Raw genomic sequence first — 22,345 nt, 5'->3', positions numbered from 1 at the left:
GAGTGCAGGCTCACGCCGGCGCAAGTGCGCGTTGCAGCGCCTGGCTGAGATCGTTGCCGGTATAGGGCTTGGACAGCTTCACGCCGGCATCGAACACTGTAGGCAGTTGGTCGATTTCCATCCCGGTGGCTACCAGAAACGGGATACCGCGCTGCCTCAGGCGCTCAGCAACCGGGCTGCTGTTCTCATTGCACGCCAGCCAATAGTCCAGGAATACGAGCTGGGGCTGCAGTTCATCGATCATCTGCAGGGCAGCACTCACCGTGGCAGCTACGCCGCCCACCAGCATGCCTTCCATCTCCAGCTGCATCTGCAGCAGCATGGCATTCAACTCGTCGTTCTCCACGACCAGCACCCTCGTACCTTCGAGCGAGCCCATCGTTTTCCCCTGTATCTGGACCGGTCGAAGTATAGCCAGTCGCCGAAACAGGCATTACACAAATATTTTCAGCCAAGGTCTGCCCAAGTGCACAAAGCTTCGCTATAATTCCGCTCCTGCCAGCCGAAGTGGCGGAATCGGTAGACGCAGCGGATTCAAAATCCGCCGCCCTTAAAAGCGTGGGGGTTCGAGTCCCCCCTTCGGCACCAGAGAAAACAGGCACCCTTGGGTGCCTTTTTCTTTGCCTGGAGTTTGTCAGGCACTGCAGGTTTGCGAATCGCATTACTCTCCCGCAGAGCCCTGGTATGTAGTGCCGAGCCATGTTCGGCAGGAGTTGTCCCGCAGTACTTCAAACTTCAGCTGCGATGCGGAAACAGAGAAGGTGGCTAAGCTTGCAGTCCAGGGGCAGCGGACTTGATGCCACTTATCTGCTGAAGCGTGGGTTTCGCAGCTTGCGCCGCTCGCGCAAAAAGGCGGTGTTGCCTGCGTTGACGCTGCCAATCTCAGGGCTATGCGCGGTTCCGCTTCAGGGCGCCGCCTTTTGCGCCCAGAAGGAACATTAGAATCCCAGCGCCAAGAATCGACCAGTGTTGAACTTGATCGTTGCGGGTGATGTACACCGTGCGGTCGGACCCCTTTACCTTGAACTCGATGGTCTCGCCCTTGGCCACGTCGGGCACTTGCGAGCGTTCGGCAAAGAGATGGTTGGCGTGCAGTGTGGTCCCGGCGAAGGTCAGTAGTGCTCCGGCAAGCAGAATGGCAAGTGCTTTCATGTTCATTGAACTATCCTTGCCGCTTGCTGGTCGCGTCCAGCATCTCAGTATGCCGACCGGCGTGGTTGCCTGTCGATCATGGCTTGATGGGCGGTTGATTGCTTTTGCGCCAGCAAGGGCGGGGCGGCATTGCCGTAAATACAGGGCAAGAAAAAAGCCCCGATTGCTCGGAGCTTTTTAGAAATGGCGTCCCCACGGGGATTCGAACCCCGGTCGCCACCGTGAAAGGGTGATGTCCTAGGCCTCTAGACGATGGGGACGCGTATTCTTCAAATCTCAAGTTGTAGATTCAGGCGGCCTAAGGCCTGAATTGGTGGAGCCAAGCGGGATCGAACCGCTGACCTCCTGCATGCCATGCAGGCGCTCTCCCAGCTGAGCTATGGCCCCACGTTGTTGCCAGCCCGTTATAATAACGGTTTTTTATCAAATTGGAAGCTTTTTCTTCTTCCGTGCAATCTCTTGGGAAGATTGCTTCGATAAAAAAAGACCCGATACGGCTGGGTCCGTTTGTACCTGATGAATGGCGTCCCCACGGGGATTCGAACCCCGGTCGCCACCGTGAAAGGGTGATGTCCTAGGCCTCTAGACGATGGGGACGCGTTATACTCATCAAATTGTCGACAATCCAAACGGCCTAATGTTTGGATTTGGTGGAGCCAAGCGGGATCGAACCGCTGACCTCCTGCATGCCATGCAGGCGCTCTCCCAGCTGAGCTATGGCCCCGGTGAAACGTTGTTACGTCGTTGCCGAGAAAGAAATAATAGCGGGGCTTCACATTTCCCGCAAGCGATTTGTGAAGAAATTTCTTCGTCCAGTGAGATTGGGCTGAAAGAGCTTGCGACCTGTCTTTCGGTCCTGCAGAGGGCAAGGCCGACCCCAGGCCGGGTTGAGCACCGGCAGCCTGGGGCCGGTGCAACTGTCAACGTGGACCCGGATCTGCTTGGTTTGGGGGTGTTGACGTGCCGCTTCTTTCATATGTCGTGCTGGGCTGCCTTTTGTCTGGGGGCGAGGGCGCGACAGCCTACAAATGTGGCGACGCAAGAGGCCATTCCTATCAGTCGCTGCCGTGCGAGGGGGTTGAGCTGAAGCGCTGGACAGTCGCGCCAGATCCGATGGATGTGCAGACGGTCAAGCATCTGGAGGACATACGCCGAAAGCTGCAACAAGATGCACAGCCCCGCGCGCAAGGCCGAAGGCGCCATCGCGGGCGTGATGGCGCTGTTCCGAAGGTGAGTGCTTGCCAGAAGGCGCGCCAAGGGCGGGATCGGGCTTATGCCAAGGCTGGGCTTAGAAGGGATTTCGCACTGTCCAGCTTGTGGGACAACAAGGTTCAGCAAGCTTGTAAGTAGCCTTGCGTGTGGAGTTTGGCAGGAGTGAGGCCGGCTTGCGGGTCTGCTTCAGCCATCCAGTCGGCATGTGCGTGGTGAGGCAGTGCTATGGGAGCTCTGGTTTGCTGGAAGACAGTGGCGCTGTGGAGGTGCTTCACAATCGGTTGCGCTGCGGGAATACCGACGACCGAAGCTCACTCAAAGTGCCAGTCGATGAAAGTGCGTGCATCAACCTCATCTGCAGGAACTTCCGGTCGAATGCCTATGCTTCACCGCGGTTTGAAAAGCGCCTATTGGTGCCTGCGTGCAAGTGCTGCCCGGGCCGCGGCATGAAAGGCAACCAACGCCTCCTCCAGTTCGCCCAGCGCTCGTTGCTCCAGAAGTGTCTCCATTGCCGCCGCGCTTTGTGCGATGGCGCTTTCGTGGATAAAGGCGAACGCGCCACGAAGCGAATGCAGGTGACGTCCAATGATATCCGCCTGTTGGTCGGCGCTGTTCGCCATCTTGGTCTGAAGCGCCTGCTTGATGGCAAGCATGGAGTCCTCCAGTGATGTCGCCAGGGGGAGATGAACTTCCGGAGGGAGCGTTCCGGTGGCCATATTCCATTGCTCGTGCACGTCATGCTGGGGAAGCGAGCGCTCGTCAAGCGATCCTAGCGTCGCGCGCAATGCGTCCAGGAGAACGGGTTTTATCAGGATGGTATCGATGCCGGCCTCCCTGCTACGCAACCTGTCGCGGTCTGAGGCGTGCGCTGTAACCGCAATGATGGGAGTGGTTACCCCACGCTTGCGTAGGCAGTTCGAGAATGTGAAACCATCCATGCCCGGCATGTTCAGATCGGTCAGGATCACGTCGTAGCATTGGCTGCTGAAGGTGGCCATCGCCGCGTCGCAGTCTTCAAATGTAGTAGCGCTGCAGCCCAACGCCTCCAGCTGCAATTGCAGCAGCTTTCGATTGGCAGGATGGTCGTCGACCACCAGAACATGCAGGGGAATGTGCTCTTTCGTAGTAGCGGTGCTTGGCGGCGAGTGCTCATGGGCCATGGCAGGGCTTGCCGCAGGCAATGGCAGAGTGACAATAAAGGTGCTGCCACTGCCAGGAGCGCTTTTTACCCTGATGCTGCCTTGCATCAGCTCCGCCAACCGCTTGCAAAGTGCGAGCCCAAGCCCGGTGCCGCCGTAACGGCGCGCTATGGTGGCGTCGCCCTGGGAGAACGTGGTGAACAACGACGCCTGCTGGGCAGCAGTCATGCCGATGCCGGTGTCGCTCACGCCAAGTACGATCGCCGAGTCGGCGATTTTGTCGTCCTGAAGGTAGACTTCGAGCAGTACGTCGCCAGACTCGGTGAACTTGATTGCGTTGCTGATCAGATTGAAGATGATCTGGCGGATGCGGTTTGGGTCACCCAGATAACGTTGATGCAGGCTGTCATCGATGATGAGGTCGATCCCGAGTCCTTTGGCATCGGCCATGGGAGTGAACATTTCGAAGCATTGTTGTGCGACTTCGCCAAGGTCGAATGGTATCGACTCTATCGTCATCTGCCCGGACTCGACCTTGGAGAAGTCCAGAATGTCATTGATGATGTTCAACAGCGCAGAAGAAGATGAGGTAACAGCGTGTAGGCGACTGCTTTGTTCTGTACTCAAGCTAGTACGCGCCAGCAGCTCAAGATTGCCCATGATGGCATTCAGTGGCGTACGGATCTCGTGGCTCATGATGGCCAGGAAAGACGACTTGGCTTCGTTCGCTGCCTGGGATGCAGCGCGGGCGTTCTCCAGCTCCTGCTCAACTTTCTTGCGGAGGGTGATGTCGGTGAAGTTGCACAACAACACATCCTTTCCCTGGTATTTGGTGGGGACGACACTCAGCAGCACGGCGCATTGGTTGCCGTCGCGTGTCTGCAGGCTCAGCTCGACGCCCGGCGAAGCGATGGTGGCCGGGTCATGTGCATGGAATGCGTTGAGAAAGCCAAGATGCAAAGGCAGTGCTGCATCGGGTGTGGCTGCAGCGTAGGTGGCCATGACGGCGTTCTTCAGCAACACCTCTCCGGTCGACAACAACAGAAGCGCTTGGCCGAAAGGCGCGGTTTCGACCATTGTCCTGTTGAGGTTTTCGCTTTCGACGATGCGTTCGGAACGCACGTAGCCGGGGCGAAAGACCTTGCGTTCAATCACAAGTAGTACCGCCCACACGAAGCCTATCGCGAGCAGCATGGCGGCTGCGTAAAACAGCAGTGTGGGCCACAAAGCGGAGAGAACGGTTCGCCATGAGAAGGTATGGATCAGCTGCCAGCCGGTGTTGGCAGTGGAGATGGGGTTCGTGGCGACAAAACGCCCATCCATACGCATGAGCTGATCGCGCTTGTCCGTGGCTGCTGCGGTTGCCCAATGGTGGAGCGGTAACTTGGCAACCTGGCGGGCGTCGGGCTGCTGGGCGCCCAGGAACAAGTCGCCTTGGCCATTGGTGATCGCCCAGAACTCATCGGCCTGTGTTGAGCTGAGGGAATCTGCGACCACCTCGATGGGGTAGGACGCGATGAACACTGCAAATGGCTGTGCGTCGGCAAAGGCCTGCTGACGCAACAGCAAAGATGCACGCCCGGTGAGCGGATCATTCGCAACAGGTAGCCACTGCGGTCCTGCGGTTGTTGGCCGCTGGTCATTGGTACCCGGTGGTGGCGATTGATCGGGACACAGTCGATGGATGAGGGCGGCGGTGGATTCTTTGGAGTAGGTGGCAAGCAGGTTGCGGTCAGGCAGAGGTCCCGCGCCCAGGAAGGTGCGGTCAGGGTTGGAAAAATAGATCGATGCTGTCAATGCGCGGGCGAAGGTGCCGGCCTGATGGCTGACTTCATCAGCCAGCTTCAGGTAGGGAGCGAAGCTCTCCAGCGGCTGTCCACGGTCCGTGTCGGCAAGAACCAGCACATGTGGTGAGTTGGCCGAGCGCTGCAGTGTCATCCGGCCACGGCCGTCGGCGAACCGGCGCACAAGCTCGGCATCAGGCTCCCGCCGGGATTCCCATGCGTACTCTTCCTGCGCGGTGGTCACGCGCATTGCACCTTCGCGTACTGCGAAGAAGGATTGCAGTGCCACACGGCGGCTGGTGTAGTCGGCGTGTCTTTCGGCAATGAAATCCCGGATCTGCGAGTGGATGACCACCGCGGTCACCGCGCCCAGGATCAGCGTCGTGACGATGCCGCCGACATAGAGCAAGCCCCGCTGGTGTCGGCTCAGCAGTTTCAGCGCATTGTCTCTGGCAGGCGCATGGGAGCTGCCAGGTTCCTTCGCAGTGCCTGTATCGGACGCCATTTGAGATTCCACTCGCGTTTGGCTGCTGCCCATTGATGTGGAGAAAAGCCTGAATCCGAGGCGTTGTCTGATGGTTTCAGGGTGAATATTCGGACTGGGCCGATGTCGACCGGACGGGTGCGCTGGAACAATAACCTCATCAAAAACAGCCCCTTCCCTGATACCGCCGCTCCTGGCGTGGAGGCACCACCCATGAACGCTCTTGCCCAATTTGTATCACCACGACCGGAAGCCCGGATGATCCAGAATGCGCTGGTGGTAGATGCCAATGAACTGCAGCATCTTCCGATGGTCAAAGTGTTGCGTCAATCAGGGGTGTCTGAAGTCACTTCAGCCCTGGACGGAGCCCGCGCCGTGGCTGCGCTGCGCGATCGCGCCTGGGATCTGGTGGTGCTCGATCTGGACATCGTCGACCTTACCGGCCTGCAGGTGATCGATCTGCTGGCCGAGCATTGCCGCACCGCTCGGTTGGCCATCGTGAGCAGCCAGCCGAGCCGGATCTTGAACGCCGCCTCGGCCTATGCCGCTCACCGGGGCCTGGCCGTGGTTGCTGCGCTGCGCAAGCCGCTGAAGGCAGAGCAGATCAGGCAGATCATTGCAGCATCGATAGAGCAGTCGGGCATCAACCATCAGGCATTGTCGTGCGGTACGCCTCGTGCGCAGGACTTCTCCTGCGATGAGCTGCGCAGTGCGTTGCTCGAGCAGCAGATACAGGCGTATTTCCAACCGCAGCATTGCGCCGTCACCGGCGTGTTACGCGGTGCCGAGGTATTGGCGCGTTGGCACAGAGCGGATGGCTCGGTGCTGGCACCGGCTGATTTCCTGCCGGCTATCGAACGTGAGGGGCTGCTGGAGTCGCTCACCAGCTATATGCTGTCCTGCGCGTTCGATTGCATAGCCCATGAGGGGGCCGGCTCAAGCCTGCTGATGGCCGTGAACGTCCCGGCGCGTGTAGCGACCGGTGTGCATTGGGCGCAATCCGTTGCCGACCATGCCTACCACGCGGGTGTCGATCCCAGCCGGGTGGTTATCGAGATTACCGAGGATGGCGGCGAACGATGCAATCCCGCATTGGCCGGCGCGGTAACCCAGCTGCGGCTGCGCGGGTTCAACTGCGCAATTGATGACTTCGGCAGCGGCGACTCCTCGTTGGACCGCCTCATGCAGGTGCCTTTCAACGAACTGAAGATAAATCGCAGCATGCTGGTGGAGGCGCGCGACCATGCTCATGCACGCTGCCTGCTTGCCAGCACCATTGCCATGGCGCGACAGATGGTTGCCACCGTCGTCGTCGAGGGGGTGGAAACCTATATGGATCTGGATATGGTGCGCAGCCTTGGCTGTCATACAACCCAGGGTTACCTGCACGGCCGAGCGATGTCCAAGGCTGACTATGTTCGGTACATGGCCGAGCAGGACTGACCGGAAGTGGCGCTGGAAACCCCTGGGCCCAGCGCAGCGACAAAGCCACTGCTACCTCGTCGTTGAACTCCCCTGCAGTGACTGTCGCCGCCGCCGGAGACGGTAGCCACGATGCATACCCCTTGGCCGCGTGGCTGAGGGAATTCGTATGGAGCGCTTCGGGCGGCGCCATGCGGCACTGGTCGCCGTGGTGGGGCGCCGAAACAGCATGCGCGCCGGCTGCTGGCAATGTCGGCTGAAGCGGGCCATGGAGCTGCGTCTGCGCGCCAGTTTTCAGCTTTCCATGGCATCCGGAAAGTACAGCATCTGAAGCCGTGGTATAGCCTTGGCGGAAATGCGGCAATGACGTGGTCGGCTCAGGGTCCGGTACGTTTGGCCAACAGGGCAGTTACTTACCTGTAGGCAGGCAAACCGCAATGCAGCAAATCGCATCCTTTCTGTTCAGAAGTCTTTGTCTTTGGACGCGATGTGACATAGATTCTGTCCTGAAGTGCCTCGCAGGGTAGGAGATACCTCCTCAGCCTGGATTGGCCAGCTGCCGGCGCACTTCACGGAGAGCCTTGCCATGAGCGGTTTCAAGATCAGAGTGGTCTTGGCTGATGATCACCCGGGCATGATCGCTGGGGTGAAGTATGAGTTGTCATCAGTCCGGACTCTTGAGCTTGTCGGGACGGCGGCCGATTCCACTGAACTGATGGCGCTGCTCGGTGGCGTGGCCTGCGATGTCGTGGTGTCTGACTATGCAATGCCGGCTGGTGATTTTGGCGACGGAATTACGCTTTTCGGAATGATCGCCAGGCGCTACCCGCAGGTAAAGCTGGTAGTGCTCACCATGCTTGATAATCCAGCTGTATTGCACACGTTGCTGGCACAAGGGGTGACCTGCATCGTCAGCAAGTCGGATGCCTTGACCCATCTGGTACCTGCAGTCCATGCAGCGCAGAGTGGCGGGAAGTACTACTCACCAACCATCGAAAAGGTGGTGCAGGGAATCGAGCTCAACAGGCGTAGCCGCAACCCTGCGGGCGTACTGAGCATCCGCGAGTCGGAAGTGGTGCGGCTCTATGCTTCGGGCTTGACGGTCAATGAAATTGCCGAGCGTCTGCATCGCAGCAAGAAAACCATAAGCACGCAGAAGGCCAGCGCGATGGAGAAATTGTCCATCGAAAAAGACGTTGACCTGCTGCGTTATGCAATGGAGAACGGGCTGGTTACCTCCTCAGGTGGCAACTCCGCCACGACCGAGGCAGGTGAAGGCTGAAGCATTCGACAGCGAGCCGCTGTGCGGTTTCGCTGTGGGCCTGGCCGTGTCATTCGACATCCAGCCCGGCCTTGCCAGACTCCCAGTGCAGCATGATTTTTCGCCTGCGTTGTGGCGAGGCGTACATGAACAAGTTGAGTGTCTCCAGGAACTGATTCTTCTGGAGAGTGGATAGTCGGGCGAAACTGATCAGCAGCCGTCTGACGTCTGCGGTTTTTTTGTCCATCTTTGTATGTTCTCAGCCGCAGTTTGAAAGCAAAGTGCGCACGTGAGCGCCACATTGGCGCTGCACAGGGAATTTGCCCATGTTGTGTCAAGCGGTCTGGTGCAGCCATAGGACCTGTCCCAATAAGGCCAAGACATCTTGCTTTTTGGCTGACCCTGGGATTTCGGAAATGCCGCTCAGGCGGGCAACGGCGATAGAGTTGCAGTTGTTGTCGGTATCGAGCCGCGAAGAAAATCCTGCGAAATGCCAACTGCGTTGGCTATGACGCGCGGGCGATGGAAGGGCTGCCATCGGCGTCCGCCAGGCCGGATTCAATGCCATACCTCAACAGGTCGACATCACGCTTCAAGCCAAGCTTCAGCATTGCGGCACCTTTCTGGGTACTGATGGTTTTCTTGCTGCGACTCAAGCGCTCGGCAATCTCATTGACCGTCAAGCCTGAGACAAAGAAGCGGATGACCTCAAGCTCGCGGGTCGTCAGCGTCTGTATAGCGGAGCTGCCAGAAGTGACGCTGCCGGCGGCTTCGGTGATGGTCGGTGAAAGGTAGCGGCCGTTGGCGAATGCACCGTGGACAGCGGGCATCAGGTGATTGAGCGAATCGGACTTGCTCAGGATGCAGGAAATGCCCAAGGTCAATAGCGAATGCACGATGCCGGCGTTCTCCAGCATGGTGAGTACTACGATCTTGATCGACGGATAGCGCTTCTTTACCAGTTTGAACAATGCAATACCGTCACCATAGCGTCCGCCGGGCATGGAGTAGTCGGAAATGAGGACGTCGCAGGGGCAGCGCGCAAGTACATCCATGAGCTCGGTCGAGTCACGCGCGGAGCCCGTAACGGTGATTGTGCCGGCGGCTGTGAGCGCGTACTGAAGGCCGGCTCGCACGGCTGAGTGATCATCCGCAAGTACAACGCGGAGGCTGAGTGGCTTCATGGCGGATCGGCTTCAATTGTTGAAGGGGAAAGAAACTTCTTTACAGCAGGCTGGCTACGCCGCAGATGGCTGGCGAATGGCGTGAAGGAGCAAGGATGTTGTGATTTGCTCTACGCCTGTGGCTACTTTATTGGCGCGGTGATGGCAAAGTAAGCACTGCGAGTCCTATTCAGCGCGACGGTTGCATAGGACATGTCTGATCTGCCAGCGATGGGGACTGCCGTTTACTGCTGCAATCAGTCCGCTCACGTCGCATTGTCATCTTTAGGCGTAGCGATCCTTGCGCTTTGGTCTGGCGGGGTATCGGGTGCCACCGCTCTGCCTGTGCTGCGGCGTGTGGGGAAGCTCTGACGGAGGTCTGGCGAGTCAGAAACGACGGATTCAAGAGCGGAAATGACCGCACGCTACCTGAGCATTCACCGGTTATCGCTGAGTGTGCGCGGCCAGTGACGAATGTTCGGGCAATAAGTGATGTATCACTTTAATATGGGCTGCAATTTTGTTGGGAAGGACCATGGTGGACGATCAAATAGCGGTGACTGAAACTGCGCCCACGCCAGAAAAACGCCGTGGACGCCCGCGGCTGTATGCGACGCCCCTATCGCAGGCTGAGCGCGCCAAACGCTATCGCAAGGCCCGGCAGTGGGATGAAAGCAGTCTGGATGAGTGCCGTGATCCAGTATTGATGGACCGCCTGAATTGGGCCATGAAGCACAAGGACACCTCCGAGGACGCCAGGGCCGCATTGGACATCTACCTTGAAGAGCTGGTGCGTCGGCATCACAGCAAGGGGAAATCGGCGTTGAAGTAAGCACGGCCGGGCCTGGGGAGCAGCGGGAAGATACGCGCCTGGATTCATTTGCCAGCATTCGCTGGCAAGTCGTGTTCGCTCGGTTGTGTTGGTGTTGAATCAAACAGATGACCACGGTGATGTTTCCTGCCGCGGGCGAATGTGGGTTTCGGTCATTCCATTTCATTGCGTGTTGGCTAGGCTCGGCGGATGGCCTCGTTGATCGAACTGCAGGAAGCAATTGCCCGGCATGGCGATGCCGGCTTTACGCCTACTGCCGTTCCGCGCATGTCACTGATGCGTTCGGAGCAGGTCAGTGCCGCCTCGGAATCTGTCTATGGCGCTTGGCTGCTGGTGGTAGCCCAGGGCCGCTTACGTATGACCTTGGGCGGGGAGATCATCGAGCTGCCGGCATCGAGCTATGCAGTGAGCTCGGTTGACCTGCCGATCGTCGGCGAAATCTGCCAAGCCAGCCCCGTCCAGCCATTCCTGGGGGTCGCCTTGAGCCTGGATTCGGCAATCCTGGCAACTGTGCTGCTGGATATGGGCGAACAGTTGCGTGACCTCTCGCCATCGGTTGGCATGGCGGTAGGGACACTTGGATGTACGTTGCTCGATCCCCTCACTCGCTTGGTGCGTTTGCTTGCGCGGCCGGGTGACATAGCAATGCTCGCGCCCCTTTTCGAGCGCGAGGTAATGTACCGACTGTTGCTCGGCGAGCAAGCGGGGATGCTCAGGCAGTTGGCGTTGTCCGACAGCCGCCTGTCGCGGATCAGCAGCGCGATCAAGCATCTACGGCACGAGTACGCGCGGCCGCTGCGGGTGGAGGTGTTGGCAAGGAGCGTGGGCATGAGCCTTTCCTCACTGCACCGGCACTTCAAGGCCGTAACGGGCATGAGCCCCTTGCAATACCAGAAGCGTCTGCGCCTGCACGAAGCGCGACGACGTCTGGCGGCGCAGCAGCAAAACACAGCGGGTATCGCCTTTTCGGTGGGCTATGAAAGCCCATCCCAGTTCAGTCGTGAGTACAAGAAACTGTTTGGAGTGCCCCCATCACGCGACGCGCGGGAGTTTCGTGAAAGCATTCTGCGGACTGGCCCGTTGGAGTGAAGAGCTGCATCCCTTGGACAGGGCGTCGCGGTCCAGGTTGGTGCGAGGAACAGGCAAGAATCTGCTGATATCAGGCTACCGGTTCCATGCCTTGGGCTCCTAAGCTTCCGCTTGATGTGCTGATCTGGTGTTGGTCATGCAGTGGCGCATTGGTGGGGCGGCCGGCGGTGTCCGTTGGCCCCGCAGCGATGCTGGCGCTGCGCAATTGATGGCTTGGCCAAGGCTTGTGGTCCATCAAATAGCTCGTATGCGCCGGATACTGCACCGAGGCATCGACCTGACCCGGCATTTACAAGTTGGAGTAAGCAGGGTGCCACCTGGTGGTGGCAAATCGATCCTGGCCGTCACCGGAAGCCGCGGCCGCTGGCGTGATCCTGATCGCGAGCATCGCCGTTGCCTTGTTCACTACATAAAGCAATTCCAACTGGAGCGCAGGTCAATGAAGGCATCCGTCGTCAGTTCAGTGGGTGGTGGTTTCGACGTGCACGACATCGAGCTGGACCAGCCTATCGGCCGAGAAGTGCTTATCGAGGTCAGGGCATCGGGGCTATGTCACAGCGATCTGACAGTAGCCAATGCTGGCATTGGCTACGCGGCGCCAGTGGTGCTTGGGCATGAGGTCGCCGGGCTTGTAGTGGGTATTGGTGACGCGGTGACCGAGTTCGCTATCGGCGACCATGTCGTTGCCAGCCTGATCCAGTTCTGTGGCAAGTGCGTGCAATGCCTTTCCGGGCATACCCATGGATGCCTGCACCCGGAAGCGACATTGCGCGGCGAAGCAGAACCGGCGCGCTTGCGTGCCAAGGACGGGAGTGTGATCAATCAAGGATATGGACTGGGCGGGTTTGCCGCGCAGGTTCTGGCCCATGAAAACCAGATAGTGCGCGTGCCGGAAACACTGCCCTTCGAGCAGGCTGCGCTACTGGGCTGCGGTGTGCTCACCGGGGCAGGGGCCGTGCTCAATACAGCCAATGTGCAGCATGGGCAGACTGTGATCGTGATCGGTGCCGGCGGCGTTGGACTGAGCGGCATTGGCGGCGCGGTACTTGCGGGTGCGTCGCGGATCATTGCAATTGACGTGGCGGATGGAAAGCTTGACCGGGCCAGAAGCTTTGGTGCGACCGATGTGATCAATTCCAGCCAGGTCGACCCGGTGCAAGCAGTAAAAGCACTGATCCCAACCGGGGCGGACCATGTATTCGACTTCGTCGGCATCCGCATGGTGATCGAGCAGGGCCTGCAGATGCTGGCCAAGGGCGGGGGCTTGTATCTGGTGGGTATTGGCGCGGGAGCGACGACCATCGATCTTGATGCCCTCAGTCTTCAGCTCAACCAGAACCGGATTGAGACGGTCTATATGGGCTCGTCAAACCTGAAGCGTGACATTCCCTTCTATGCGGAGATGGCGCTGGCTGGGCGTTTCAACCTCCAGGGGTTGGTATCGAAGACAATCGCGCTCTCGCAGATCAACGAAGGTTTCGAGTCATTGAAGGATGGCGCGATTGCTCGCGTTGTCGTCACTGATTTCGACAGCTGATGGGGGGCAGATGGGCAAGGCTGGGTGTGGGCTGAGGTGTACCTGGAAGTGTTGCTGCGCGTGTGAAGTTGCCTTCACACGCCGTTTACAGCAATAAGCCAACCAGTCATTGGTGTCCCCAATCGACGGATTCAGCCGAACGAGGCCGGAAGGGCTGATTGCCTTACAAGTCGAGTCATACCGGAGGACAATGGCGGCTTCCCCAACCACCGCCGGAGTTCCCATGTCTGTCAAAGCCTATGGCGCCCATGCCGCCGACAAGCCGCTGGAATCGATGGATATCAACCGTCGCTCACCCGGCGTGCACGATGTGCAGATCGACATCGCATATTGCGGCATCTGCCACTCCGATCTGCACCAGGTTCGTTCCGAATGGGCTGGCACGCAGTTTCCCTGTGTTCCCGGCCATGAGATTGTCGGCAGGGTTGCCGCAGTTGGCGCACATGTCAGCGGCTTCAAGCCCGGCGACCTGGTTGGCGTGGGCTGCATCGTGGACAGCTGCAAGCAGTGCGACGACTGCGAAGCCGGCCTGGAGAACTACTGTGACGGCATGATCGGCACCTATAACGGTGCGACTGCGGACGCGCCCGGCTGGACGCTGGGTGGGTACTCACAGGAGATCGTGGTTCATGAACGCTATGTATTGCGCATCAGCCATCCGGAAGCACAGTTGGCTGCCGTAGCGCCACTGCTGTGTGCTGGTATCACCACTTATTCGCCGCTGCGGCATTGGAATGCCGGCCCAGGCAAGACGGTAGGCGTGGTCGGTATTGGCGGTCTGGGCCATATGGGTATCAAGATTGCCCATGCGATGGGAGCACATGTCATTGCCTTCACCACTTCCGAGTCCAAGCGTGAGGCGGCATTGGCATTGGGCGCGGATGAAGTAGTGGTGTCGCGTGATGCCACCGCGATGGCTGCCAAATCCAATCAGTTCGATTTGATCGTCAATACCGTGGCCGCACCGCATGACCTCGACGCCTTCCTTGCTTTGCTCAAGCGTGATGGCGCGATGGTACTGGTGGGTGCACCAGCGACGCCGCATCCGTCCCCCAATGTGTTCAACCTGATCATGAAGCGCCGCACCCTGGCCGGCTCCTTGATCGGGGGCATCCCGGAAACCCAGGAGATGCTGGATTTCTGTGCCAAGCACCAGATCGTTGCGGACATCGAGCTGATCGCTGCCGAGGAGATCAACCACGCCTACGAGCGCATGCTCAAAGGTGACATCAAGTACCGCTTTGTGATTGACAACGCCAGTTTGTCCAGCGAAGGCTGACCTCCCCCTACCAAGTGGCACGCGCTGGCCTGCAGGGGCCAGCGCATGCAGGTTTGCGGCTGTATCAGAGCGGCCGCACTGGGGGATGGATTACATGACGTTTACCGCTTCCTCCAGCCGCGCGTGTTCAAGATTGAGCAGGCATCTGGCGAAAAGATAGAACCGATAGGCATCGGCGAAGTTGGAGCCAAGCCCGAAAGAGACCCGCACTGCGCCACAGTCGCCCTTGCCAAGTATCTTGTCGTCGAACGTTCGGCAGTCGAGAACTTTCCCGGTTTTGTCCAGCTCGCAATGCTCGGCACCTGCGGTGGTGTAAGTGGCTTGCTGCACGGCGCCCAGGTTGCAGAAGCAGCCGTTGCGCACATTGATGCCGAATGCATCAGCCGCTCGCCTGATCAATGCATGTGGAAGAATCGCGTTGTAGCAATCAAAGAAATTCAACATGATCGTTGCCCCCTTGTGCTGCTGCGCAGGCCCGTAGGTGCGGCATAAGGGAGTCTGGCTCTTGATGTCATGGCGCAGCTCGCGCAGGCGCACCTCCAGCCACCGGGCCAGGGTTGTCGAACGCAGGCTGAGTTGATCCAGCCCGAGTTGGTTGATGAACTGCAGCCCGTATGCGATGGATGGGAACGAAGCGTAGTTGGGAGTGCCCACCTCGAATCGTTGTCCATCGTCACGGTATAGCAGCCGGTCCGTGGGCGACCAGGGGCCGGAGTAGTAGCACACCGATCCTCCAGCGAAAGAAAGCGGAGCCAACTTGGCAAGCGAGGAGCGCTTTGCGATGAGGCAGCCTGCGCCGGTCGGGTAGCCAAACATCTTGTAGAAAGAAACGGGGATGAAGTCCGGCTGATGCGCCGTGCAATCCAGAGCTGCCTGCGGTACGAATGCAGCGGCATCACACAACACCATTGCACCACGTTCCTGCGCCAGCCGGATCCACTTCAAGTCATGGCGTATGCCGGTCGCGTTGGATTGCGCGGGGTAGGCGAGCAGGTGCGGATGCCCCGGTACCAGCTGGGCCAGTGCGCGTTGCATCAGGCCATCGTTGATCTGCAAGGCATTGTCCAAGGGCACGTACTTGACCGAGGCACCTTTGGACCTGGCGTACTCGCGTAGGCCATGGACCGAGGTGTGGTTGTCCTTGCTCAACAACACTTCGGAACCAACCTCGAACGGGAACGACTCGGCCACAAGGCGGATTGCACTACTGGCATTGGCGGTGAAGATGATTTCGTAGTCCGCTGGCGAGCAGTTGAAGAAACGAAAAATCTCCGTCCGCGCTTGCTCGTGGGCCTCCCTGGAAGCCTGCCCGCCGCTGTGTGGATTACCCAGGATGGTGGCCTTGAGTACCTGGAAGTCCCTTTCAAGCAGTGTTTCCGGTGGCAAGGTGCCACCTACATGATCGAGGTAGGTTGTTTGCTGTGCGTCCAGCCGGGAAAACTCGGTTCTGCGCAAGGCCTCAACGGCTGCGTCGGGATAGGCCGGATTCTCCGCGAGGAAGGCCGCTTTGACGGCGTGATACGTCCACAACTGCGAATGCTGTAACGGAGTAGGTGCGTCCATTTCGATACTGGCAACCTCGGCGGTGAGTTGCCGGAAATCGGTCAATTCGGAGAAGTCCGGAACCCGCGTGGGTTCTGTTGGCTCTTCGTCGGCTTGATCAAACCGCCCGCGCAGCAGCCACGCCTTCACTTGATAGTTTCGGTCTGGTACTTGCACGTTGAATTCGCCAAGCATGCTGTCCAGGTATTGTTCGCGGATTGCGGTATCGCACTGGTTGAATTCCTCCAGCAGGATGCAGGCATTGAAGATGAATTCACGGGTGCTCGCATCGTCGAGGAAAAACGCGTGGGGGTGCGAGGTTGTGACCTCGCTGATGCCACGATCAAGACCTTCCATGGCAAACGCCTGGGTAATGGGCGCGGGGTCGGTCAAACTGAGTGCCGCATCCATGATGGCGGAAGGGGTGCCGAAATGTTTGTGTGATAATCGCCGGGCCAGATCGAATAGCTCGTTGTAGTGAAACATCGTGCCGTAGATTTTCCCGCCGGGACGCAGCACGCGTTTGAACTCACGGGCGACACGGGCTTTATCGGGGGGAAACATCAGCCCGAAGCCGCAGACGATGATGTCGAAACTGTCGTCCTCGAACGGAAGATCCGCCATGTCAACATCATGCTGAAAGGTGACCTCGCGCTGCAACTCCTCACTGAGCACGCGCTTGGCTACATCCACGGCGATTTTGGACAGATCGGTGGCGACAAGCTGTATACCCAGTTGCTTGGCCAGATCGCCATACAGATGACTGGTGATAAGGCCCGTGCCACAGGCAACTTCAAGGATGTGCGTCGGCGGCGCGGCTGGATCGATTTCCTGGCGTATTTCCTGCACCAGTAATTGGCCATAGGGCTTGAACAGCCGGGGGCCCAATACGCGCTCGTAGAACTCCATGAAGCTACTGAGCGACCATTTTTGATCAGATACCGTCTTACAGTGGTGCTGCGCTGCATCATGCATTGCTGGCTCCCGGGGACAGTTGCTGCTTGGTTGGATCGCTGCCTCTTAACCTGAGAAGTCTGACCGGTCAATCCGGGTTCTCCGTACAGACGTCAAACAGGCTTACGCTGGCGCGGGAACCGTAAATTCCATGATGGATGGCTCATTTTCCGGAAGGTTGGAGCAGCTTCGGACTTCGCAGGGCCGAGTGGTCTGCTTGCCAGACGGCTCCCCGCGCGCGTGAAGGACAAGTCGGCAATCGTTTCGTTCCCCGGCGAAGGTAGAAGCAGAAGCAAACAGAGATGCCTCGTACTGAGGTGACGAGGTCGAAGTGTTGCCGCTACTTTCAGCGGCTGCGTCCGATGTGAAGAAGTGTAGGGGTGTTCAATGCGAAGCGCTGTTTCAATTATCCATAAGGGCGCGGTTGTGGTTGGCACTTCCCGAAATCAGTGCGCTACTTCGGTTTTCTTCCGGAAACACAGGGATTGTTCGCGACCCACCATCTCCATGGCAGATCCACCGCTTTAGATATGCCAATGCGGGGACCTTGGCCGGGACTTGCAGGGGGAAGCATGCCGTCGGACACGATGCGGATGCCACGATCACCATTGACCAGGTCAGCGCCGTCGTGCGCACGGTTGATTCCCATTGCCTGGGAAAGCTTGCCCGGACCATTGGCCAGGTCGCTTGAGCGCTTTGCAGCGGGCCTGAGTGCATACATCAGATCCAGGCCATGCATGGGTTGCGCAGCCCTGAGCAGCACCCCCATGCCTTGCTCGACGTCACCACACACTGCGTTGCTGCCCCAATGCATGCCATAGGTGAAATAGACATAGAGATGACCTGCGGGGCCGAACATCGTGGCATTGCGCGCTGTCTTGCCGCGGAAGGAATGCGCGGCAGGGTCTTCGCTACCGGCATAGGCTTCTACTTCAACGATACGTACACAGCGGCCATCGTCACGGACCAGTATCTTGTTGAGCAGATCCGGTGCTACCACGGTGGGATGGCGGCGATAGAACTCACGCGGCAGGACAATGGTGCTTTGAAGCAAGGGCTTCATACGGCGACCTCGACCGTGGTGCTGGATAGCCGCTGGCGACGAATGCTCATGGGTCCGGAAATCGGATCGCGATATCATTCAGTGGCAACTGCCGCTGGTGCGGTGACGGTGGTGGGTGTTGCCAAGGGCCACCCTGTCCAAACAGCTGGGCTTCAGCCTCTGGCCCCAGTACCTCGAAAGCATCAAAGAGGTAGGGGATGCCTTCGGAACCTTCAAATGTTGCGGCGTTGGACAGCTGGAAGTGAAGGTGTGGGGCTGAGGAATTTCCGGATTGACCAAGCTGCGCCAGCAGCTGGCCGCGGTGGACGCGCTGCCCCGGTTGTACCTTGAGGCTGCCAGGCTTCAGGTGGGCGTAGCTGGCAAACACGCCTGGTGCGAGTTCGAGCACGACGTAGTTGCCAAACAGGCCATCGGCGGTCAAAGCAGCAGGTTCGGGCTGCGGGCTGAGGGGAGGGTGCTCAGGTGCATCGTTGCGTGTGCTTCGCACTATGCCATCGGCGACTGCGACCACGTCCCAGCCATAGCCAACCCAATTTTCGCGGCGCGTTGTCTGCAGCGTGGTTGCACCTTCGTGGAATGCTTTGCCGGACTGATCGATGCCAACCAGATCCAATGCGTAACGTTGAGGAATCGTGAGCGCACCGTTGACGGCTACCAGACTGCCCCAATGGTGGGACCGAACTGAGCCGGGGCCCTCATGTGCTAGCCAGCGTCCGCCACGCAAAGGGGCTGCAAGCGGTATCGGCTTCAGGTCGCTGACGGCTGTTGTTGCGCCATCGAGCGTAACAGTTGTGTGCTTGTCGGTTTCGAAGTCGATCTGGTGTGTGAGCCGATGCGGCGCTACCGCGCCTGCTGGCAAGGTGATCCAGATGAGGATGACCAGCCGCTTCCCCGCAGGAATCGTAAGCGCTTCGGCCTCTGTGGGCGTGGGCCGGGCCTGCTCGCGCAGTTGCGTGCTGTCCAGGACCAGCAAGGGTACGTCCGAGGTGTCCGATCCGACCTGCAGCTGCAGGGGGGCCAATGGGCCTGTATCTGCATAAAAGTTGGTGATGTGAAGCTCGTAGGCGAGGTGGGCCAGGCCGTCGCTGCCCATGAATACCGTGGGGGCGAAAGGGACCCTGGCCTCTACCGGCGCAGCCGGGTTGTTTGCCGGAAGGGAGGGCGCGAAAACGGATAGCAGCAGTAGTCCCAGCCTGGTGAAGTTGCGGAGCCTCATCTGCAGATCCTCTTGGTATGCGTCGCGATGATGGTGTTCGATGGCGCCGTGGTGCAGGCGGTGGCCGGGCCGTGGCAGAGTATCGCGAAAGCGCCTCGTCACAATTGGTAACAGGGCCTGGGCACAGTCAGTGTCATTGCTTGCAGGGCATAGGCTTGGGCAAGCTTTGCAGGCATCATGTGCTGGCTGTTGCTGAAGCGATTGGCGGCACGATTGCAGCCGGGTTCTTATTCAAGTCGATCCAGCGTCGTGGTTCGGCATAGCTCTTGCGCTGGGGAGTGCGTACTGCCATGGCGACTGAAACAGGCTTCACAATCGGTGTCTGTCTTGTCGCTTGCAGCGCGCTGCTGCTATGCGACTATCGCGGTTGGAAAATCGGCAAAGCCCTGCTGAAGGTCATTGCCAGCACCGCGTTCGTGACGCTGGCGCTCCAATTCGACGCGACCGCATCCGTGTTTGGCCGATCCATGCTGTCTGCACTGGCACTCAGCTGGCTGGGCGACGTCCTTCTGCTGTCGCAGAAAAGCAGCATTTTTCTGTTCGGTCTCGCCAGCTTCCTGCTTGCCCATGTGGCTTTCTGTTTTGCGTTTGCAGTTCTGCCTATCGACGGCCTGGTCTTGTTGGCAGCGCTTGTCCTGGTCGGCGGTATTGGCGCGGCAGTTCTCGCATGGCTTTGGGGGCATTTGAAAGCCTTCTATCGTGTCGCCGTTACCGCGTATGTGGCAGCCATTGTTGCCATGTGTGCAATGGCGATTGCTGCGAGTGCTGCAACCGGGGTGTGGCTGCTGGCGGTAGGGGCGATGGTATTTGCGATCTCGGACGTAGCTGTCGCCCGTGACCGTTTCGTGGCACGGGGTGCGATCAATCGGCTTTGGGGCTTGCCACTCTACTACGCGGCGCAGATCCTTCTCGCCTTGTCGGTTGGTGTGGTGCATGCAGGCGTCGGCCGATGCGCGGCGCAGGATCATGTCGTTCCAGGTGGCGGAACTGTGCTGTTGCTACAGCACTCGGCAACCAGGGGCGTGGCGTAGACCGCTGGATTTATTTGATGAGCTGAGCCGAACATGGTGGGGTACCAGCGACCTGGCAATCGGCCAGGTGCAGGCAGCAATCCCATGGCTGACCGTGCGCCAGGCGAGGCCGGTGAATCACCGATTCAACCGGCCTTTGCTGTGTCACCAATCGGTAGGCGCATAGTCCTTCAGGAACTGGCCCCAGACGTGTTCGCCGCTGTTGAAGCCGTGGATGATCGGGTCGACGATGCGTGCGGCGCCGTCAATGATGTCCAGCGGCGGGTGGAAGCGTTCTTCCTGCACCTTGCGGGCGGCCAGGCCGGCCGGATCTTCGTCGGTGACCCAGCCGGTATCCACGCTGTTCATGTGAATGCCGTCGTTCTGGTAATCGGCCGCCGACGTGCGCGTCATCATGTTCAACGCGGCCTTGGCCATGTTGGTATGCGGATGGCGGGTGGTCTTGAAGTTGCGGTAGAACTGGCCTTCCATCGCCGACACGTTGACGATGTGTTTGTCGCGCTCGGGCGTGGCCAGCATCAACGGCTTCAGGCGCGCATTGATGATGAACGGCGCGATGGCATTGACCAGCTGGGTTTCCAGCAGCTCCACCGAGGGCACTTCGGCCATGCGCAGACGCCAGGAATTGCTGTCGCGCAGATCCACCTGCTGCAGATCCTGATCCAGGCGGCCATCGGGGAACAGATGGCGCTGGCCAAGCAGTTCATCAGCCAGCAGCGGTACCTGTGAGAGTTCGGCCGCGCGGGTAAGCCCGTCCTTGCCAACTGCGTGTGGCGACGGCAGCGCGGCTGCCGCCACTGGCAGCAGGTCGGCACTGCGCAGGCCTTCGTAATTGCCGATCAGCTTGCGGATGGTTTCCGGCAGGCTCTGCACCGCAGCGGTTTCGCCGGCCATCATGTGCGCGTAGAACTGCGGCGGGCGGCGAACGGTCTGGCAGGCGTTGTTGATGATGAAGTCCAGGCGCGTGCGGGTGGCGAGAAGCTCACTGCAGAAGGCTTCCACGCTGGGCGTATGGCGCAGATCCAGCCCGTACACCTGCAGGCGGTGGCCCCACACGGCGAAATCGGGCTCTTCGGCATAGCGGGCCGCCGAGTCACGCGGGAAGCGGGTGGTCACGATCAGCTCGGCACCAGCGCGCAGCAGCTTCAAGCCGGCCTGGTAGCCGATCTTGACCCGACCACCGGTCAGCAGCGCTACGCGTCCACGCAGGTCGGCGGTCTCGGTGCGCTTGATGTAGTTCAGATCGGCGCAGGCGGGGCACATCTGGTCGTAGAAGTGATGCAACTGGGTGAATTTCTGCTTGCAGACATAGCAATGACGCAGTTCCGGCGAATGCACGGGCTCCTCGGCGGCGGCAGCGCCTTCTCCATTGCTGGCATCGTGCAGGCCGGCGGCATGCGGCGGAAAGTAGTTGGGTGTGCTGAACACCGGCTTGCGACGCAGGGCGCGGATACCGGTCTGTTCAAGCAGCGCCTCGGACTTGCGCACCTTCTCCTGGTGGCGCTCGCGGGCCTGCTTCTTGAGCATCTGCCGCCGCGCCTTTGGCTCGGGGTGGAAGACCTTGGCCACCACCTGGTGCAGGCGCACACGGTCGGCTTCGGGCAGCGCTTCGAGCATGCCGCGGTCGGCTTCAATCGCCTCCAGTAGATCCAGCGCTTCGCGCAGGCGATCGGCCAAGGGTAGGGCAGGGGCAACAGCAGGGTCGGTGGTGTTCAAATGACAATCCGGGAAGAGCGGCGGCAAGCCGTGAATGGACAGCAGAGCGATGACCGCCTCGATGCGGGTCCATGCTGTAGCGGACCGGAAACGTCTGGCCGCTGGCAATTGTCCCAGATATCAGGGGGTTGGCGCCAATCCGGAGCTGAAGCAAGTGCAGGACAGGCGGCACCTGGGGCTGTTTGGCCGCTTGAAGGTGGGGTTTGGGCGGCCCCGAGGGGGCATGCCTCACTGGTCGAGCAAGCAGCAGCTATCGTCCCCACCTGTTTGCTGAGTGCAGGGCACTGCTGCCGTTACCAGCAGGTGGACGCACTTTCGCCGCTTTGACCGGCAGGGCAAGGGCAGGGGCTTGGTTGGCGTTTCGCAAGACGCCGTGCTGGCAGGTGCGCGTGGCTGATGTCGGGCCGGTGCTGCGGTGCATTCGTCGACAAGCGACAATCCAGTGGAACGCCCAACTCTGAGTGAGCTC

The 22,345-nt window shown here is 59.6% G+C and carries 18 protein-coding genes and 5 tRNA genes; 10 read left to right on the top strand and 13 right to left on the bottom strand.

Annotated elements, in window-relative coordinates:
• Positions 1-10 precede the first annotated feature (10 nt).
• Positions 11-379, bottom strand: coding sequence for a response regulator (locus ACVOL0_RS07635; protein ID WP_481548564.1), 369 nt, complete (start codon positions 377-379; stop codon positions 11-13).
• A gap of 122 nt (positions 380-501) precedes the next feature.
• Between ACVOL0_RS07635 and ACVOL0_RS07630 the strand changes: the two genes are divergently transcribed.
• Positions 502-588 (top strand) — tRNA-Leu (locus tag ACVOL0_RS07630).
• A gap of 300 nt (positions 589-888) precedes the next feature.
• Here ACVOL0_RS07630 and ACVOL0_RS07625 read toward each other — a convergent pair.
• From ACVOL0_RS07625 to ACVOL0_RS07600, 6 genes are all read right to left on the bottom strand, one after another.
• Positions 889-1,158: a hypothetical protein gene (locus ACVOL0_RS07625; protein WP_481548563.1), complete on the bottom strand. Its 270-nt coding sequence runs from the start codon at positions 1,156-1,158 to the stop codon at positions 889-891.
• A gap of 178 nt (positions 1,159-1,336) precedes the next feature.
• Positions 1,337-1,412, bottom strand: a tRNA-Glu gene (locus ACVOL0_RS07620).
• 51 nt (positions 1,413-1,463) lie between these two features.
• Positions 1,464-1,539 (bottom strand) — tRNA-Ala (locus tag ACVOL0_RS07615).
• A gap of 134 nt (positions 1,540-1,673) precedes the next feature.
• A tRNA-Glu gene (locus ACVOL0_RS07610) sits at positions 1,674-1,749 on the bottom strand.
• A gap of 51 nt (positions 1,750-1,800) precedes the next feature.
• A tRNA-Ala gene (locus ACVOL0_RS07605) sits at positions 1,801-1,876 on the bottom strand.
• A gap of 895 nt (positions 1,877-2,771) precedes the next feature.
• Positions 2,772-5,792: an ATP-binding protein gene (locus ACVOL0_RS07600; RefSeq protein ID WP_481548562.1), complete on the bottom strand. Its 3,021-nt coding sequence runs from the start codon at positions 5,790-5,792 to the stop codon at positions 2,772-2,774.
• A 102-nt stretch (positions 5,793-5,894) separates the two neighbouring features.
• On the opposite strand from ACVOL0_RS07600, the gene ACVOL0_RS07595 reads away from it, so the two are divergent.
• From ACVOL0_RS07595 to ACVOL0_RS07585, 3 genes are all read left to right on the top strand, one after another.
• Complete coding sequence (locus ACVOL0_RS07595; protein WP_481548561.1) at positions 5,895-7,214, top strand: EAL domain-containing response regulator; 1,320 nt, start codon at positions 5,895-5,897, stop codon at positions 7,212-7,214.
• 148 nt (positions 7,215-7,362) lie between these two features.
• Positions 7,363-7,524 carry a hypothetical protein gene (locus ACVOL0_RS07590; protein WP_481548560.1) on the top strand — a complete coding sequence of 54 codons (162 nt, stop codon included), beginning with the start codon at positions 7,363-7,365 and terminating at the stop codon, positions 7,522-7,524.
• 255 nt (positions 7,525-7,779) lie between these two features.
• The gene (locus ACVOL0_RS07585; RefSeq protein ID WP_481548559.1) at positions 7,780-8,475 is read left to right on the top strand and encodes a response regulator; all 696 of its coding nucleotides are present in this window, start codon (positions 7,780-7,782) and stop codon (positions 8,473-8,475) included.
• Positions 8,476-8,524: 49 nt separating this feature from the next.
• On the opposite strand, the gene ACVOL0_RS07580 is transcribed toward ACVOL0_RS07585, so the two are convergent.
• A complete protein-coding gene (locus ACVOL0_RS07580) occupies positions 8,525-8,701 on the bottom strand; it encodes a hypothetical protein (protein ID WP_481548558.1) in 177 nt (58 codons plus the stop codon).
• Positions 8,702-8,960: 259 nt separating this feature from the next.
• Positions 8,961-9,638 carry a response regulator gene (locus ACVOL0_RS07575; RefSeq protein ID WP_481548557.1) on the bottom strand — a complete coding sequence of 226 codons (678 nt, stop codon included), beginning with the start codon at positions 9,636-9,638 and terminating at the stop codon, positions 8,961-8,963.
• Here ACVOL0_RS07575 and ACVOL0_RS07570 point away from each other — a divergent pair.
• The 5 genes from ACVOL0_RS07570 (at position 9,597) to ACVOL0_RS07550 (ending at position 14,354) form a co-directional block, all read left to right on the top strand.
• On the top strand, positions 9,597-9,791 hold the full coding sequence (locus ACVOL0_RS07570; protein ID WP_481548572.1) for a hypothetical protein: 195 nt from the start codon (positions 9,597-9,599) through the stop codon (positions 9,789-9,791). The genes ACVOL0_RS07575 and ACVOL0_RS07570 overlap by 42 nt on opposite strands.
• A 361-nt stretch (positions 9,792-10,152) precedes the next feature.
• Entirely contained in the window at positions 10,153-10,449 is a 297-nt protein-coding gene (locus ACVOL0_RS07565) for a hypothetical protein (protein ID WP_481548556.1), read from the top strand.
• Positions 10,450-10,638: 189 nt separating this feature from the next.
• Entirely contained in the window at positions 10,639-11,538 is a 900-nt protein-coding gene (locus ACVOL0_RS07560; RefSeq protein ID WP_481548555.1) for an AraC family transcriptional regulator, read from the top strand.
• Positions 11,539-11,674: 136 nt separating this feature from the next.
• Complete coding sequence (locus tag ACVOL0_RS07555; RefSeq protein WP_481548554.1) at positions 11,675-13,075, top strand: zinc-binding dehydrogenase; 1,401 nt, start codon at positions 11,675-11,677, stop codon at positions 13,073-13,075.
• A gap of 223 nt (positions 13,076-13,298) precedes the next feature.
• Positions 13,299-14,354, top strand: coding sequence for an NAD(P)-dependent alcohol dehydrogenase (locus ACVOL0_RS07550; RefSeq protein WP_481548553.1), 1,056 nt, complete (start codon positions 13,299-13,301; stop codon positions 14,352-14,354).
• A 90-nt stretch (positions 14,355-14,444) separates the two neighbouring features.
• On the opposite strand, the gene ACVOL0_RS07545 is transcribed toward ACVOL0_RS07550, so the two are convergent.
• The 3 genes from ACVOL0_RS07545 to ACVOL0_RS07535 all read right to left on the bottom strand — a co-directional run bounded on the left by ACVOL0_RS07545 (position 14,445) and on the right by ACVOL0_RS07535 (position 19,129).
• Positions 14,445-16,871, bottom strand: a complete 2,427-nt coding sequence (locus ACVOL0_RS07545; protein WP_481548552.1) for an aminotransferase class V-fold PLP-dependent enzyme — start codon at positions 16,869-16,871, stop codon at positions 14,445-14,447.
• Between the two features lie 433 nt (positions 16,872-17,304).
• Positions 17,305-17,913, bottom strand: a complete 609-nt coding sequence (locus ACVOL0_RS07540; RefSeq protein ID WP_481548551.1) for a DNA-3-methyladenine glycosylase — start codon at positions 17,911-17,913, stop codon at positions 17,305-17,307.
• A 46-nt stretch (positions 17,914-17,959) separates the two neighbouring features.
• Positions 17,960-19,129: a M23 family metallopeptidase gene (locus ACVOL0_RS07535; protein ID WP_481548550.1), complete on the bottom strand. Its 1,170-nt coding sequence runs from the start codon at positions 19,127-19,129 to the stop codon at positions 17,960-17,962.
• Between the two features lie 290 nt (positions 19,130-19,419).
• On the opposite strand from ACVOL0_RS07535, the gene ACVOL0_RS07530 reads away from it, so the two are divergent.
• Positions 19,420-20,160 (top strand): lysoplasmalogenase, encoded by a 741-nt coding sequence (locus tag ACVOL0_RS07530; protein WP_481548549.1) that lies wholly within the window; start codon positions 19,420-19,422, stop codon positions 20,158-20,160.
• Positions 20,161-20,304: 144 nt separating this feature from the next.
• On the opposite strand, the gene ACVOL0_RS07525 is transcribed toward ACVOL0_RS07530, so the two are convergent.
• Positions 20,305-21,876 (bottom strand): SDR family NAD(P)-dependent oxidoreductase, encoded by a 1,572-nt coding sequence (locus ACVOL0_RS07525; protein WP_481548548.1) that lies wholly within the window; start codon positions 21,874-21,876, stop codon positions 20,305-20,307.
• Positions 21,877-22,345 lie beyond the last annotated feature (469 nt).

The organism is Stenotrophomonas sp. STEN021 (assembly GCF_056760175.1).
This window is presented reverse-complemented; position numbering and strand designations above follow the sequence as displayed.

Excerpts from the sequence above, each read along its gene's own strand:
- ACVOL0_RS07585 (WP_481548559.1), top strand. The coding sequence starts at position 7,780 with ATGAGCGGTTTCAAGATCAGAGTGGTCTTGGCTGATGATCACCCGGGC.
- ACVOL0_RS07590 (WP_481548560.1), top strand. The coding sequence starts at position 7,363 with ATGGAGCGCTTCGGGCGGCGCCATGCGGCACTGGTCGCCGTGGTGGGG.
- ACVOL0_RS07595 (WP_481548561.1), top strand. The coding sequence starts at position 5,895 with ATGTCGACCGGACGGGTGCGCTGGAACAATAACCTCATCAAAAACAGC.
- ACVOL0_RS07635 (WP_481548564.1), bottom strand. The coding sequence starts at position 379 with ATGGGCTCGCTCGAAGGTACGAGGGTGCTGGTCGTGGAGAACGACGAG.
- ACVOL0_RS07625 (WP_481548563.1), bottom strand. The coding sequence starts at position 1,158 with ATGAACATGAAAGCACTTGCCATTCTGCTTGCCGGAGCACTACTGACC.
- ACVOL0_RS07530 (WP_481548549.1), top strand. The coding sequence starts at position 19,420 with ATGGCGACTGAAACAGGCTTCACAATCGGTGTCTGTCTTGTCGCTTGC.
- ACVOL0_RS07535 (WP_481548550.1), bottom strand. The coding sequence starts at position 19,129 with ATGAGGCTCCGCAACTTCACCAGGCTGGGACTACTGCTGCTATCCGTT.
- ACVOL0_RS07540 (WP_481548551.1), bottom strand. The coding sequence starts at position 17,913 with ATGAAGCCCTTGCTTCAAAGCACCATTGTCCTGCCGCGTGAGTTCTAT.
- ACVOL0_RS07580 (WP_481548558.1), bottom strand. The coding sequence starts at position 8,701 with ATGGACAAAAAAACCGCAGACGTCAGACGGCTGCTGATCAGTTTCGCC.
- ACVOL0_RS07565 (WP_481548556.1), top strand. The coding sequence starts at position 10,153 with ATGGTGGACGATCAAATAGCGGTGACTGAAACTGCGCCCACGCCAGAA.
- ACVOL0_RS07600 (WP_481548562.1), bottom strand. The coding sequence starts at position 5,792 with ATGGCGTCCGATACAGGCACTGCGAAGGAACCTGGCAGCTCCCATGCG.
- ACVOL0_RS07555 (WP_481548554.1), top strand. The coding sequence starts at position 11,675 with ATGCAGTGGCGCATTGGTGGGGCGGCCGGCGGTGTCCGTTGGCCCCGC.
- ACVOL0_RS07560 (WP_481548555.1), top strand. The coding sequence starts at position 10,639 with ATGGCCTCGTTGATCGAACTGCAGGAAGCAATTGCCCGGCATGGCGAT.
- ACVOL0_RS07550 (WP_481548553.1), top strand. The coding sequence starts at position 13,299 with ATGTCTGTCAAAGCCTATGGCGCCCATGCCGCCGACAAGCCGCTGGAA.
- ACVOL0_RS07545 (WP_481548552.1), bottom strand. The coding sequence starts at position 16,871 with ATGCATGATGCAGCGCAGCACCACTGTAAGACGGTATCTGATCAAAAA.
- ACVOL0_RS07575 (WP_481548557.1), bottom strand. The coding sequence starts at position 9,638 with ATGAAGCCACTCAGCCTCCGCGTTGTACTTGCGGATGATCACTCAGCC.